Origin of the sequence: Sediminibacillus terrae, assembly GCF_009602435.1 — a bacterium.
In the GTDB taxonomy this organism is placed as follows: Bacteria; Bacillota; Bacilli; order Bacillales; family Amphibacillaceae; genus Sediminibacillus; species Sediminibacillus terrae.
Genome location: NZ_VZDQ01000028.1, coordinates 1 through 15,043, shown reverse-complemented (window position 1 = coordinate 15,043; position 15,043 = coordinate 1). Strand labels below are relative to the sequence as shown.

Annotated in this window: 14 protein-coding genes, 1 rRNA gene and 1 other annotated feature; of the genes, 11 read left to right on the top strand and 4 right to left on the bottom strand. The window is 44.1% G+C overall.

Annotated features, from left to right (window positions below; all coding sequences use genetic code 11):
• Positions 1-184: 184 nt before the first annotated feature.
• The 4 genes from F6X55_RS18420 to asnB all read left to right on the top strand — a co-directional run bounded on the left by F6X55_RS18420 (position 185) and on the right by asnB (position 4,102).
• Entirely contained in the window at positions 185-718 is a 534-nt protein-coding gene (locus F6X55_RS18420) for a sigma-70 family RNA polymerase sigma factor (RefSeq protein ID WP_026569635.1), read from the top strand.
• A complete protein-coding gene (locus tag F6X55_RS18415) occupies positions 702-1,589 on the top strand; it encodes an LCP family glycopolymer transferase (protein WP_153465233.1) in 888 nt (295 codons plus the stop codon). Before F6X55_RS18420 ends, F6X55_RS18415 begins: the two co-directional genes overlap by 17 nt.
• A gap of 165 nt (positions 1,590-1,754) precedes the next feature.
• Positions 1,755-2,024 (top strand): hypothetical protein, encoded by a 270-nt coding sequence (locus F6X55_RS18410; RefSeq protein WP_026772396.1) that lies wholly within the window; start codon positions 1,755-1,757, stop codon positions 2,022-2,024.
• A 173-nt stretch (positions 2,025-2,197) separates the two neighbouring features.
• The gene (gene asnB / locus F6X55_RS18405) at positions 2,198-4,102 is read left to right on the top strand and encodes an asparagine synthase (glutamine-hydrolyzing) (protein WP_153465231.1); all 1,905 of its coding nucleotides are present in this window, start codon (positions 2,198-2,200) and stop codon (positions 4,100-4,102) included.
• Here the strand turns inward: asnB and F6X55_RS18400 are convergent.
• Both F6X55_RS18400 and F6X55_RS18395 read right to left on the bottom strand, forming a co-directional pair.
• Complete coding sequence (locus F6X55_RS18400) at positions 4,092-4,985, bottom strand: C39 family peptidase (protein ID WP_237648713.1); 894 nt, start codon at positions 4,983-4,985, stop codon at positions 4,092-4,094. The genes asnB and F6X55_RS18400 overlap by 11 nt on opposite strands.
• 75 nt (positions 4,986-5,060) lie before the next feature.
• Positions 5,061-5,576, bottom strand: a complete 516-nt coding sequence (locus F6X55_RS18395) for a gamma carbonic anhydrase (protein WP_153465229.1) — start codon at positions 5,574-5,576, stop codon at positions 5,061-5,063.
• A gap of 116 nt (positions 5,577-5,692) precedes the next feature.
• On the opposite strand from F6X55_RS18395, the gene F6X55_RS18390 reads away from it, so the two are divergent.
• On the top strand, positions 5,693-6,757 hold the full coding sequence (locus F6X55_RS18390; protein WP_272914955.1) for a tetraprenyl-beta-curcumene synthase family protein: 1,065 nt from the start codon (positions 5,693-5,695) through the stop codon (positions 6,755-6,757).
• A gap of 39 nt (positions 6,758-6,796) precedes the next feature.
• Here the strand turns inward: F6X55_RS18390 and mnmM are convergent, their stop codons facing one another.
• Entirely contained in the window at positions 6,797-7,363 is a 567-nt protein-coding gene (gene mnmM / locus F6X55_RS18385; RefSeq protein WP_337189845.1) for a tRNA 5-(aminomethyl)-2-thiouridylate-methyltransferase MnmM, read from the bottom strand.
• 134 nt (positions 7,364-7,497) lie between these two features.
• On the opposite strand from mnmM, the gene F6X55_RS18380 reads away from it, so the two are divergent.
• Entirely contained in the window at positions 7,498-7,776 is a 279-nt protein-coding gene (locus F6X55_RS18380; protein WP_026569641.1) for a DUF2524 family protein, read from the top strand.
• A 316-nt stretch (positions 7,777-8,092) separates the two neighbouring features.
• Here the strand turns inward: F6X55_RS18380 and F6X55_RS18375 are convergent, their stop codons facing one another.
• On the bottom strand, positions 8,093-8,374 hold the full coding sequence (locus tag F6X55_RS18375) for a hypothetical protein (RefSeq protein WP_153465227.1): 282 nt from the start codon (positions 8,372-8,374) through the stop codon (positions 8,093-8,095).
• Between the two features lie 49 nt (positions 8,375-8,423).
• On the opposite strand from F6X55_RS18375, the gene F6X55_RS18370 reads away from it, so the two are divergent.
• From F6X55_RS18370 to F6X55_RS18350, 5 genes are all read left to right on the top strand, one after another.
• On the top strand, positions 8,424-9,386 hold the full coding sequence (locus tag F6X55_RS18370) for a BMP family lipoprotein (protein WP_153465225.1): 963 nt from the start codon (positions 8,424-8,426) through the stop codon (positions 9,384-9,386).
• Positions 9,387-9,401: 15 nt separating this feature from the next.
• Positions 9,402-11,051: a methyl-accepting chemotaxis protein gene (locus tag F6X55_RS18365; protein WP_153465223.1), complete on the top strand. Its 1,650-nt coding sequence runs from the start codon at positions 9,402-9,404 to the stop codon at positions 11,049-11,051.
• 77 nt (positions 11,052-11,128) lie between these two features.
• Positions 11,129-11,339 (top strand) — a binding site (T-box leader).
• 85 nt (positions 11,340-11,424) lie between these two features.
• Positions 11,425-13,842: a leucine--tRNA ligase gene (leuS, locus tag F6X55_RS18360; protein WP_153465221.1), complete on the top strand. Its 2,418-nt coding sequence runs from the start codon at positions 11,425-11,427 to the stop codon at positions 13,840-13,842.
• A gap of 249 nt (positions 13,843-14,091) precedes the next feature.
• Positions 14,092-14,400: a rhodanese-like domain-containing protein gene (locus F6X55_RS18355; RefSeq protein ID WP_153465219.1), complete on the top strand. Its 309-nt coding sequence runs from the start codon at positions 14,092-14,094 to the stop codon at positions 14,398-14,400.
• 303 nt (positions 14,401-14,703) lie between these two features.
• Positions 14,704-15,043, top strand: a 16S ribosomal RNA gene (locus tag F6X55_RS18350); the annotation flags it as partial.

The window sequence follows — 15,043 nt, the reverse complement described above, 5'->3', positions numbered from 1 at the left end:
ATTGCCTCTTCAACCGATTATAGAAAAATGTCCTATTTAATAGACAGGATTTATAGTGTTGTTTATCCGCTTCCTCCGTATAACATTTGAGCGTTTCAAAAAAGTTATTGGAATCTGAAACAAATAAATTTCGGCTTTCGTCTATAGATGGAGCTACTTGAGAAAGGTGGAAAAGAGGGGAGTCATGGAAAAAGACGAAAAAGAAGCTATCTTGGAAGAAATGATGATAAAACATGGAAGTGATTTAGTTAGATTGGCATTCAACTACGTGAAAGACAGGGAAACCGCAAAAGACATGGTTCAGAATTCTTTCATTAAATGTTATGAAAACTTAGATGGCTTTCGGTGCGATTCTTCGATGAAAACATGGTTATACCGAATCACGGTCAACCAGTGCAAAGATTATTTAAGAAGCTGGCATTACCGAAAAGTCCAAACGAAAAGCGCTTTTGTAAATGCGATTAAATCTATTTCCTCCTTGACAGAAAAGGAGGTCATAAAAAAATCGGAATCTGAAGAAATGAAAAATATTATGTTTTCTTTACCCGCAAGCTACAGGGAAGTTATTTATTTATATTATTACAAAGACTTAGCTATCACGGAAATAGCGGAAGTCACTGGTTTGAATTTGAACACCGTTAAAACGAGACTGAGAAGAGGGAAACAGAGACTGAAAAATTTACTTGAGGAGGCTGAGGTGTATGGGGAAATTCACTAAGCGAATATCAAGGTATGAAGACAATCAGGATTTGACGTTCACTAAAAAAGACAGGTTGGAAACGTTTAAAAGAATCCAGCGGAGCCCTGCCCCCTATCATCAAAGGAGCACTACCTTGCGCCGTATTGGTAAACGGTATGTCGGCCCCATATTGGGCACTTTGATGGTAGTGCTCATAATGATCGGTTTCCTTTTACCTGAATTTTATCAAACCAATGAAACAAAGGTACCGAGTTCGAATCAGGCCTCTGAGCAGAAAAACACATCATTTTCCGCGTTACTGATCGGAAAGGAAACGGTTGAAGACAATAGTGGTAGAACTTCGATTCATATTTTGCTGACCTATAATAGCATCGATAAAAGTGTAAAGTTAGTGCCCATCCCAAGTGATGCTTATGTGGATATAAGTGATCCTGCAGGAGAAATGACCCAGAAAGACAAATTAATGCATGCCTATGCTTATCATTCCTCCCCAGAAGCTGTTTTGGCAACAGTCTCTACACTTTTCGATATGCCCATTGATTACTATTCCATTTTTTCCGAAGAAGAAATATACGGGATGTTGGGAATAAAGGAAGACGACCGCAAGAATGGTCCAGTCCAGCTATATAAAATGAGAGATTTACTGGAAGAGCGATTATCCGGTTCACAAATAAACAAGATATTAGAAGTGAGTGAAACGGATATACCCGACAACATTCTTAACCATTTCCAAGTGGATGGGAGTAATGCTGCATCCGTCGAGATCATGGATATGGAAAAGGGCACGGAGGAAACATTCATTAATGGAATTTACTATGTAAAAATCAATCAAGACCTGTTGGAATCTACAGCTAATAAACTCAAACAGCATGTCGGATACCGAGAATGAAAACCCAATATACGCAGAAGGGCAAATGGTTTTGAAAATCAAAATCCGCAGCAATTCTGGTCCAACCGCCCGATTGGGCTGGGGGGATGGTTTCATATAATGGCTGTAACCGGCGTATGAAGAACTCATGGAAAGTTCTAGATGCCAGGCAAAGGAGGTTATTCTTTGAGCCATTTTGAAACGTGCAACAGAAATATTGGGGAAGCGGTCAAGATTACCTGTCATGATGGCACTGTGCATCGGGGAATCATCGATAGAGTGCACAGGGACCGTGTGTTTATCCGCCCGATCGAAGAAAGAGTCGGAGATCCTGGTCCCGGCGGTCCGGGCTTGTTTTTATATGGACCAGGCTGGGGATGGGGCTACGGAGCTGCATATGGAGTAGCATTCGCCTCCATAGCGGCACTTACCTTGCTTCCTTTCCTTTTTTGGTAGGAGAAACTGCCGAAAACCCGTCCAGGTTTCCGAAAAAATATTTAGGAAGCCTGCCGGGTCTTTTGGCAGGTTTTTTGTGATATTGCACTTTCCGCCCCTTTTTCGGTTAGTATTGAAATTTGGATTGTGCTATAATTAACAAGATGTAAACATATAGAAAGAGAGGCAAGATTATGTGTGGTTTTATCGGAATGATCCGCAACCAACCTCAAGCACCAGAACAAGACAACAAAAATACCTTTCAAAAGCAAAATAACATTATTTCCCATAGAGGGCCCGATGACGAAGGGTATTTCTATGATGAATATATTTCACTTGGCTTTAGAAGATTAAGCATAATCGACATAGAAAGCGGTCAGCAGCCGTTCAATTATGATGACGACCATTATTGGATGATTTTTAATGGAGAGATTTACAATTATATCGAGCTGCGCGACCGATTGATCGAAAAAGGATACACGTTTACCACCGAATCTGATACGGAAGTTATCATTGCTATGTTCAAAGAGCACGGAACCGCCGCTTTTGAACAACTAAGAGGAATGTTTTCTGTGTTGATTTGGGATAAGCAGACGCAAGTACTGTATGGGGTTAGAGATCCTTTCGGGATCAAGCCGCTCTTTTACAGCGAAATGGACGAGGGTACATACTTCGCGTCCGAGAAAAAAAGCATTACCATGATGATGGAAAGTGAGCAAGTTGATACTGCAGCCCTGCAGCACTATTTAAGCTTTCAGTTCGCTCCAGAACCACTGACATTGACCAAGGGCATCAGAAAGGTGGAACCGGGCCATTTCTTTGTCAAAAAGCCAGGCGAACCGATTGAATTCACACGCTATTGGCATGCCAAATTCGCGCCGGTTTTAATGGAAAAAAACGAATGGATCAAACGTATCCAGGATGTTATGTATGATTCTGTCAATGTTCATATGCGCAGTGATGTCCCGGTCGGTTCATTCTTATCCGGCGGGATTGACTCTTCATTGATTGTGGCAATGGCCAGGGAGTTCAACCCCGATATCAAAACCTTCTCGGTAGGATTTGAAAGAGATGGCTATTCCGAAGTGGATGTAGCGAAAGAAACTGCGGAAAAACTGAATGTCGAAAACATCTCGTACACGATCACGCCGGAAGAATATGTGCAAAAACTGCCGAAGATTATGTGGCATATGGATGATCCGCTGGCAGATCCGGCATGTGTACCGTTGTATTTTGTCGGAAGAGAAGCCAGTAAGCATGTAACCGTTGTGCTTTCCGGTGAAGGTTCTGATGAATTGTTCGGTGGATATAATATTTACCGCGAGCCGGAATCGTTGAAATTGTTCGAGTCGATTCCGTCACCTGCCAAAGGATTGCTTTCCAAAGTGGCGGCCGTGCTTCCTGAAGGTGTCAGGGGCAAGAGCTTCTTGGAACGAGGAACCACGCCACTGAAGGATCGGTATATCGGCAACGCAAAAATGTTCGAGGATGAGGAGAAAAAACAGCTGTTGAAAGCCTATCATCCTGATTTGTATTACCAGCAAATCACCAAACCGCTTTATGCCAACGTAGCAGGTGAACATCCGGTGAATCAAATGCAATATATCGACATTCATACGTGGCTTCGCGGGGATATTTTATTGAAAGCAGATAAAATGACCATGGCCCACTCTCTTGAATTGCGTGTGCCATTCCTGGATAAAGAAGTGTTCCGTATCGCAAGTGAAATTCCCGTCGACTTAAAAATCGCTAACGGGACAACTAAAAGTATTTTGCGCGAAGCATCAAGAGGCATCGTGCCTGATCATGTCCTTGATCGAAAGAAACTTGGGTTCCCAGTACCGATTCGTCACTGGCTGAAGGATGAGCTCTATGATTGGGCAAAAAACCTGATTGCCGAAAGTGAAACAGATCACTTGCTTCACAAAGGGTACATTGAGAACCTTCTCGAGGAGCACTGCCAGGGCAAAGGCGATTATAGCAGAAAAATATGGACGGTATTGATGTTCATGTTGTGGCACCAAATTTATGTGGAAAGAAAGTATTCTTTCGAGGAATTGCAAGAAGAAGACCAAACAAAAAGCAAGCTTACGGTTTAACCGTAATTGCTTGCTTTCCCATTTGCACCCACGCTTCTTTGAAGTCATTGATGGGTGCTTTTCTTTGTTTTTTGGCAAGTGGATCATTGAAATAAATGTACGTTTCATCATATCCGGTTACCAAGACGGAATGCTCCTTCATCGTTATCTTGATACTTCCCTGTTCCGTATTCCAAGTTTGAAATTCTTTTTCTGGCAGTTTTTTAAAGGTTGTATTGGTGATGACCCAAACCGGTTGGCCGTTATGGAGATAGTTGAAAATTTCGTAAAAGTGTCCGCCGCTGAAATCGTGAACCCGGTCACCCAGGTATCTTTCTGCAAGTCGTGCGATGGGCTGGTGATAAACCCCGAACCCGGGCTTGTCCAGAGAATACATGTCACCGACAAAACCCTTGGAAGGATTGCCGAAGAACATTTCCTTTTCATTTTTATGAAATGGAGTGGGATCTTTTTCAACTTGATCAGCTAGTTTCAATTTGGATACTTCTACTCCATTATATTGGAGAAGCATGGCCAGGCTGGTCACCTCGCAACCGCGTGGCAGCTCCGGGTATTGCATAATCAGAGGTGCATCCAATTGAACAGACTCGGGAAGTTGAAATTGTTCTATCAAGGGGAAAACAGGCTCCAATTCGGCTGTAGGAAGCTCATCTGCCAGGGCCCGTACTGGATTGGCCTGTTCTTTTATCCATTCTGTCGCTGCCGGCTGCCAGGCCGTCCGATTATGATAAAGAATGATCAGTGAAACTGTAACAGTGCAAAGCGCAAACAGTAATGCGTTGGATTTATAAAAAAGCCGCCAAGTTGTTTTTTTCGCTTTTCGATGAAAATATGTGAGCATGAGTGTCATCAGGAATGCAAAAAACCCGATAAATAATAGCACGGTACACTGCACCTCCTGTTTATAGAATAACGCATTTCGACAAAATAAACAGGAAGCAATTTTGACAATTTGACGTTATTTTTCCTGCTGATTTTTATAATACTGCCCTTTTTCCACATAAGATTGTCTGATTCTGCCCATTTCTTTGAAATCCTTTTCGGTCAGTTCGCGGACCACTTTGGCAGGCCGTCCGAAAGCCAGAGTGTTTGGCGGTATAACTTTGCCGGGAGGGATAAGGCTTCCCGCACCGATGAAGGCGTGCTCTCCAACTTCTGCGTCGTCAAGTATGATGGAACCCATTCCAATCAAGGCTGCTTCCCTGATTTTGGCTGAATGCAACGTCACCTGATGGCCGATCGTAACACCGTCTTCGATGACAAGTGGAAGACCGGGGCTTTGGTGTAACAGGCTGAGATCCTGGACATTTGCCTGTTTTCCGATATGGACGGGAGCGACGTCGCCTCTGATAACTGTTTTGAACCAGATGCTCGCAAATGCTTCAATGGTCACTTCTCCAGTGATGACAGCATCTTCGGCTATAAAAGCGGAGTCATGAATGACAGGTTTTTTCCCTTTATATTCGTAAATCATTTGAATCCCCCTGTAAATTATGGTGATATAGATAATAGTATCATAAATGCAAGCGGCCATTTAAACCAAATTCAGTTGACAAAAATGTTTTAAAGAAACAGAAAGAGGGAGAAACTTTGCCATACAGCATCCCGCGAACTTCGCCGATTTTAATGAAAAATGTGTACACAAGAATATTCCCGCAGGTCGATCGTGAGTTGTCTTTCTGGAAAAACAGAGCAAACGAGATTCCGGATCACGAATTGCGTAAACAAGCACAAGACAGCATAAGAGACAAAAAATTCCACTGTCAAGGCGGGGCTGTTTATAGTATTTTGGCTGGTCCATATTGGCGAGAAGCCGTCCGTTTTATCGTTGCTTATCAAACAATCAGTGATTACCTCGACAACTTATGTGATCGGAGCACCTCGCTTGATCCAAGAGATTTCCGGATGCTTCATCAATCGATGCAAGACGCATTGAAACCGGCTGAATCAATAAAACTTTATTATTTTTACCGAGATGAACAGAATGATGGAGAGTACTTATCAGACTTGGTAAGGACCTGTCAAAACTGCCTGCGCAATCTGAGCGGTTATCCGTTGATAAGTACTCATATTCAACAGCTTGAGGGACTTTATGCCGATCTCCAGGTACATAAGCATGTGAAGGAAGAAGAACGAATTCCGCGATTGGAAGAATGGTTCGAGGAGTACAGGGAAAAATGGCCTTACTTAAGCTGGTATGAATTTTCAGCATGCAGCGGTTCCACACTCGGTATTTTTTGCCTTGTTTCCTACACGATGGGTGGCAGAATGTCTCAGTCGCTTGCTGATGAATTGTTTGAAAGTTATTTTCCTTTCATGCAGGGGTTGCATATATTGCTGGATTATTATATCGATCAGCAGGAGGACCTTGAAGAAGGCGACTTGAATTTTTGCAACTACTATAAGACACCGGAAGAAATGAAGCGGCGTCTCCTATTTTTCATTGAACAAACAAACAAAAATGTACAACGGCTGCCAGACCGTCAATTTCATGAAATGGTACATAACGGACTTGTCGGACTCTATTTGGCAGACCCTAAAGTTGCCCACCTGTCCGGAGGAAGGGAAGTGACCAGGAAGCTTTTGCGGGCCGGGGGGATCAGGTCGGCTTTTTTCCATCTGAACGTGAAAGTGTACAATCGCTTCAAACGATGAGAAAAAGCACAAGGCAGAACAATCGGCCTTGTGCTTTGTTTATCCCTTTTTTTGGAGAGCAAGCAGAAACGGCGGATTGTTCTGCTGATTGATAAATGCGTACTGCAGGACAGAAAACTCCTTTTGATCCAAACCGGCAAGATGATCGAGCAGTTCCTGTTTCTCCAGTTGGCCGCCTTGATGACCATAATAGACGACGATAGCGATTAAACCACCGGGTTTCATGATATCGGCTAAAGCTCGAATTGCCCCTATTGTGCTCTCCGGGGTCGTAATCGTCTGTTTGTCGCTTCCGGGCAGATAGCCTAAATTGAATATCGCCCCGCCAATTTGCCCATGAGATGTCGCTGGTATGTAAGTTTTCACATATTGATGATCAGCCAACAAGAGGCGGACATTGAAAATTCTTTGTTGTTCAAGTAACAGCCTTGTCCGGTCAATTGCTTGCTGTTGGATATCCAGAGCGTAAACGGTACCCTTGTCGCCGACAAGCTTACTCAAGAATGCTGTATCGTGTCCATTGCCGCAAGTGGCATCAACCACTATCTCTCCGGGTTTTACGGTTTCTCTTAATAAGTCATGTGCAAATGGTATAACCTTTTTCACGATTTCCTCTTTCCCTTCTTTTGAAGTGGAAGCAGTCCATATTTTATCATAACCTCCTGTTGGGGAAAATAGCACAGCTATAGCAAGAGTATGAAAATAGCCAAGAATGCACACCTTATAAAGGGGTGATGAAATTGGCTACCAGACAATCAATCGATGATCTAATTGCCAGAACAAATGACTGTATATCAAATGCAGAAGAACAGCTCGATATCACCAATCGAAATGGCTATTCAGTCGATGCCGATTATTCTGAAGCGCAGGCAAAGTTGACCCAAATGGAAGCGGAAATCGCCAAATTAATGGACAGCTCCAACGCTCAGCAACGTGAACAACTGCACCGGCTGCATTTGAAGGCCAGCCAATGCTTGAATGATATGATACTGGATCAAAACGATTTAGCTGGTGAATAATCAAGAATACCGCCACAGTTCATACTGGGACACTGAAAAGCCCCTGTTAATCGAATCTGCTGTCAACGTTAGTTTTTGACTCCGCGAATCGCTTGGCGGTGGCTGCTGGGCAGCGGGTCCGGCCTCAGTCGACTTGGTGAAGAGGGACACTTGATTAAGTGGATCTTCTACTCGCGCTGTCCCCGCAGGCATCACCTATCGCCCATCGTGAAATCAACAGTGGTCAACCTGAAAAGAGTGATTTTCTTGTATCCAACAATGAAAATCACTCTTTTTTATTGTATGGGAAATTATAAAAATAACTGTCTGTGGATAATTATTGGCCGAAACAGCCACGTCCAGCTCCAGCGCCTACCTCTCGAGGTCTTGAGCCCCACCCTCTGTGTGGCAAAAGCGCCACGCCGAGGCTGTTCTTAAGCTTGTCGGAGGCCCACACGATATGGGTCATGCAGGCGTTGCTACAGGAAGTGGCGGCTTTAGCCTGTACACCTTTAAACAGGCGCTTGCGCTTTTCCATTTGTGTGATAAATAGAAAAAATATTTTGAATTTATATTTAAAAGTGAAATCCGGGAAGGCATCCTTCACATATTCACTCAATTCCCGATATTACCTTTGGGACTATTTTTAAAGGGGAGTTTTTACACAAATGAAAAAAATCGCATTAGTTGCTTTATTTGCTCTGATATCGGTTCTTTTTGTCGCCGGATGCAGTCAACAGGAAACTGCCGAAGGAGAGGAAGAACCATTGAAAGTCGGGATTATGCTCTCGGATGTCGGTCTTGGCGACCAATCGTTCAGTGACTCTGCATTCACCGGGTTGATCAAAGCCAGAGATGAGCTTGGCATTGTGTTCGATTACAGGGAGTTAGATGAATCAGGCAGTTATGAACCAGGCTTGAACGAGCTGATCGCAGAGGATAATGATATTATTATCGGGCTCGGGTACATGGTGCAAGAGGAATTGGAAAAAGTCGCAGAAGAAAACCCAGACCAGCAATTTGTATTAATCGACGCCGTTTCAGGTTTAGAGAATGTAACCTCGGTCACTTTTAAAGCTGACCAGGGTAGTTATCTGGCAGGGGTTCTGGCGGCCCTGACTTCCGATAGTAATACAATCGGGTTTATTGGAGGGGAAAACAACGACACGATCAACCAGTTTATGCACGCATACAGAGAAGGGGCAAGGTCGGTTTCCAGCGACATCAATGTGTTGGTAGAGTATGCCGGTGACTTTGGTAACGACCAGCTGGGAGCAAAACTTGCAGGCGAAATGGCAGACAAAGATGCAGATGTCATTTTCGCAGCCGCCGGGTTTACAGGAACGGGCGCCTTAAAGGAGGCACAGAATCTGGGGATATATGCAATTGGCGTGGACTCGGATCAATATTTCCATGCCGAAAAAGCGGTGATTACTTCTGTCATGAAGAATATTGATGCCGCGGTTTATGAACTTGCTTCCCAATTAGTGGAAAATAATGAAATTAAGCAGGGGCAATTGGACCTCGGGTTAGAAGAAAAAGGTGTGGGATTGGCTCCTGTTCGGATTGTTAACCTGACCCAGAAAGAAAATGAGTTGTTGGAAGATGCAAAGCAGGAATTAATGCAATAATGCTAGGGGGATATCATGACGATTAAGAAAAAACTTTTACTCAACTCACTCGGAATTTTATTGCTAGCTTGTTTAATCGTAGGATTTATTATTTATAATATGTTGCACATTCAATCATCATCATCCGACCAAGTTTCCATCCTGTTGAATATTGAAAAATTTCAATCAGAAATGAATGGGACAAAGCAAAGCTTGAGCAATTTTTCTTTTTCAGGAACCGATGCCTTAAAACAGGAATCGACTAGACAAATGGAAGCAAGTCAGGCATTGCTTGAAGAATTAAAAGCGTCAGTAACCGACCAATCGAGCCTAGGTTATCTGACAAAGGCAGAAACGAAATTCGCCGAATGGAAGGAGGGAGTTGCTGCTTCCCTTGAGGAAAAGGACCTCGGTGAAGCAAAGCGTCAATCGATCCGGACAGATGGCATACTGAACGATATCTACATGCTTAGCCAATCGGCTGAAAGGAATTACCAGGATATACAACAGCAGTTGAAAAACCAAATCCGGTTTACGATCGTTTCTTCCTTGATCGGTTGTATCGTACTGCTGATTCTTGCTTCTTTCTCTACCCTGAAAGTGACGAATTCTATTTCGACTACCCTGCGTAGGCTTGCCGATAATGCCGGAAAGATAGCGACTGGGAATTTGGCAGTCCGCCCTCTGGATTACAATAAGCAAGATGAACTGGGAGCGTTGAATGTTTCGTTCAGTAAAATGACGGGACAGCTGCGCGACTTGATTTCCTCCATTGACGGGGTGAGCAAAGATGTCGAAAACTTTGCAGCTGTAATCGACGAAGAGAATAAGTCTCTGACTGAAGTGAGTAAACAAGTTGCTGTATCCACCGATGAGCTATCTGCAGGTACCCAGTCCATTTCGGAAGATTTGCAGGACGCAGTGACTTTGATTGAACAAATGGATCATGACTTTTCAGAAAATGTGGAACACACGCAACAAGCCGTTACATTCGGAAATGCTGCCGGGGAAGCAGTCGTAATCGGACAAAAAGCAATTCAATCTCAACAACAACTAGTAGTGGAAAATGCCAAGACATCGAAGGAAATAAGACAAGCAGCTGAGACTTTTGCCAACTATACAGGAGAAATCAACAACATGGCTAAATCGGTTGCCGAGATTGCCGACCAAACGAATTTGCTTGCATTGAATGCTGCCATAGAGGCGGCACGGGCAGGGGAAGCCGGGAAGGGCTTCGCAGTTGTTGCAGAGGAGGTGCGCAAGCTTGCGGAAGACTCTTCGACTGCAACGGGGCATATTTTTGAAATGGTAAAGTTAATCGAAGAAGGAATCAGCGATATTACCATTTCAGCAGAAAGAGGAGCCGGTATCGTACAGGAGGAGCAGGCTTCCATGGATAAAACAACTTCTGCTTTTGCCAATATCGAACAGAAGGTGGAAGGTTTCAGCGAAGAGTTATCGATTTTGCTGGATGGCATTCAACGCTCGAAAGAAACTGGGCAAAAAGTGCTGGAAAATGTGGAAAGCATCAGTGCAGTTGTGGAACAGTCAGCTGCTGGAAATGAACAAATTTCCGCTTCTACACAAGAACAATTGACAGCTTTCAATCATATGGTAGAGCAAGTTGCGAAGTTGAGAAAACTGACAGATGAATTGAACGAAACAGTCGATACATTCCAACGTTAAACGGACTTGTATGCCCGTCTTGTCACAAACCTTGACAAATACCTGGGGTTTCTTTACAATACGGTTACATTAACAAATGAACGACTTGGATAAGGAGTAGTAATAATGTTTCCGGGTGTCAGAGAGACAGCGGCCGGTGCAAGCTGTTCCCGGACATTATGAACTCGCCTTTGATGTCGCAGAAGTGAATCTGCCAGTAGCTTTTGCCGTCGGCCGCGTTAAGGCTTCAAGCGGGCGCTTATTGCGCTAAGTTGGGTGGTACCGCGGGATTAATCTCTCGTCCCATTATGGGATGGAGGGATTTTTTTATAGCTTTTTTGCAGTTTTTTGCGGCTTGGGGGGCAGGTCGAATCAATTGAAGGAGGAATGACCCATGTCATTTGATCATCGAAGAATAGAAGAAAAATGGCGAAATTATTGGTTGGACAACAAGACATTTAAATCAGACAGTGATACAAACAAGGATAAGTATTATGTCCTCGACATGTTCCCTTATCCATCCGGTGCAGGCTTGCATGTTGGTCATCCGGAAGGTTATACAGCAACCGACATCATTGCAAGGATGAAACGAATGCAAGGCTATGAAGTATTGCATCCCATGGGTTGGGATGCCTTCGGTCTACCGGCTGAGCAATATGCATTGGATACAGGGAATGATCCGGAAGAATTCACTCGCCAAAATATAGAAACCTTCCGCAGGCAAATCCAGGAGCTCGGTTTTTCATATGATTGGGATCGGGAAATCAACACTACTGATCCTAATTACTATAAATGGACACAATGGATTTTTCTGAAGCTATATGAAAAAGGACTTGCTTATATAGATGAAGTACCTGTTAATTGGTGTCCCGCGCTTGGTACCGTTTTGGCCAATGAAGAGGTGATCGATGGAAAAAGCGAGCGTGGCGGCCATCCGGTCGAGCGGAGACCCATGAAGCAATGGATGCTGAAAATAACAGCCTATGCCGACCGGTTATTGGAGGATCTGGAGGAGCTTGACTGGCCGGAAAGCATCAAAGATATGCAGCGAAACTGGATCGGCCGTTCTGAAGGAGCAGAGGTTTATTTCGGAATCGAAGGTATGGAAGATTCATTCACCGTGTTCACGACTCGTCCTGATACATTGTTCGGTGCCACTTATGCAGTCATGGCACCGGAACATCCGTTGGTTGACAAAATTGTCTCCCATGAGCAAAAACAAAAAGTCGCCAATTATATCAAGGAAATCCAGGCGAAAAGCGATTTAGAACGTACAGATCTTGCGAAGGAAAAGACCGGGGTTTTCACTGGTGCGTTTGCGGTGAATCCGATCAATGGAGAAAAGTTACCAATATGGGTTGCCGATTATGTACTGATGAGTTATGGTTCAGGTGCCATCATGGCAGTTCCTGCTCATGATGAAAGAGACCATGAGTTCGCTGTCAAATTCGAACTTCCGATTGTCCCGGTGGTCGAAGGCGGCGATACGGAAAAAGAAGCATATACAGGAAGTGGTCCTCACATCAATTCTGCATTTCTTGACGGATTGGATACGCAGGAAGCCATTGTTAAAGCAATTGAATGGCTGGAAACCAATGGAAAAGGGGAACGCAAGGTAACCTACCGCCTTCGCGACTGGCTGTTCAGCCGTCAGCGTTACTGGGGGGAACCTATCCCGATTATCCATTGGGAAGACGGAACCATGTCTGCAGTAAAGGAAGAGGACCTGCCGCTTGAACTTCCAAAAACAAAGGAAATAAAGCCATCAGGAACCGGCGAGTCTCCACTGGCCAATATAGAAGATTGGGTCACTGTAGTCGATCCGAAGTCCGGCAAAAAGGGCCGGCGTGAAACGAATACGATGCCGCAATGGGCGGGAAGCTGTTGGTATTTCTTGCGCTACATCGATCCTCATAATCCAGATGCACTTGCGGATTATCGGAGATTGGAAAAATGGCTTCCGGCAGACACGTATATCGGCGGAGCGGAACATGCTGTTCTTCATTTGCTTTATGCTCGCTTCTGGCATAAATTCTTGTATGATATCGGAGTGGTTCCAACAAAAGAACCATTCCAGAAACTATATAACCAGGGAATGATTCTCGGAGAAAACAATGAGAAAATGAGTAAATCCAAGGGCAATGTCGTAAATCCTGATGAAATTGTTGCTTCTCATGGAGCAGATACACTCAGACTTTATGAAATGTTCATGGGACCGCTGGATGCAGCAGTAGCCTGGAGCACGAATGGACTGGACGGAGCAAGACGCTTCCTGGACCGAGTCTGGCGTTTGTTTGTGACAGAGGATGGAAAGCCTGCTGCAAAAATCGTCGCGGACTCAAGCGATACGTCCCTAGAAAAGGCCTATCATGAAACGGTCAAAAAAGTGACGGAAAACTTTGAGGCTCTACGTTTCAATACAGGGATTTCCCAAATGATGGTGTTTATTAACGAAGCATACAAAGCAAAAGAAATCCCTCAACTTTTCGCGGAAGGGTTTGTAAAGCTTCTTTCCCCTGTAGCGCCACATTTGGCGGAAGAAATCTGGGAGGCACTTGGGCACAATGAAACACTTGCATACCAAAGTTGGCCTGCTTTTGACGAAGCGAAGCTTGTAGAAGATGAAGTCGAAGTAGCAATACAGGTAATGGGTAAAGTCCGCGCCAAAATGATGGTTTCTAAAGACGCTTCAAAAGATGAGTTGGAGAAACAGGCGTTGGAACTAGAGAGTATCCAAGACTGGCTTGAAGGCAAAACAGTCCGCAAAGTCATTGCCGTGCCAGGTAAACTGGTTAATATTGTGGCTAATTAAAAAGGTGAAAATCGGCATAAAAGCATAGCCAAACAGAAACCGAACGGTTATTCTAAGTCGTTCGGTTTTTGTAATCGGGTAGCGCGATCAGCAGGGTCCAACACAGTTTTTTCATACTATCCATTGTATTTTACTTTCGATGTTAAATGTTTTTCTTATCCCGCCCTCCTTGTTGTCTCTTGAAGTCTATCCTTTTATAATATAGCTGGTGACTGATTTAAAATTCAGGTTTTAAAGGAGAATCAAATGATGGAATCCATAAAGGAAATAACTGCAGCAGAATTGCAGGAAATGTTGGAACAGGATACAAAAGTATCCTTGATAGATGTAAGAGAAGAAGAAGAAGTCGCTACTGGAATGATCGAAGGGGCTGTGCATATCCCTCTGCGCGAGATACCGGAAGCGATAGAATCGCTGGACAAGCAAACAGAATATATAGTGATTTGCCATTCGGGGGTGAGGAGTATGAATGCTGCATTGTTTATGAAAGATGAAGGTTTTAACGTTCATAACCTTGCAGGTGGAATGATGAAGTGGAATGGAGAATTGATTTTTTAACGTTTTAAATGGTGGGAAGTGGGGTATAGGCAGATATCTGGACTTCCCATCCTATAAAACAGCGAAGATTTTAAAATCCTCTTGATTTTTTCAGCTACACATAGTAATATATTTATTGCTGTCGCGTTGAACTTATCAACTGACAAAACATCCTAAAAATTGGAATTGACATCAAGTGACAATGATGATAAAATTTAATTACTGTCGCTGATGCGGCTTTGATCTTTGAAAACTGAACAAAACAACCAGTATGTCAAGCAAGATATACAAGCTAGTTTTTTGAACGAGCAAGCAAGCTCATCATTTATGGAGAGTTTGATCTTGGCTCAGGACGAACGCTGGCGGCGTGCCTAATACATGCAAGTCGAGCGCGGGAAGCAGGCGGATCCCTTCGGGGTGAAACCTGTAGAACGAGCGGCGGACGGGTGAGTAACACGTGGGCAACCTGCCTGTAAGATCGGGATAACTCCGGGAAACCGGGGCTAATACCGGGTAATACCTTTCTCCGCATGGAGGAAGGTTGAAAGGCGGCCTTTTGGCTGTCACTTACAGATGGGCCCGCGGCGCATTAGCTAGTTGGTGGGGTAACGGCCTACCAAGGCAACGATGCGTAGCCGACCTGAGAGGGTGATCGGCCACACTG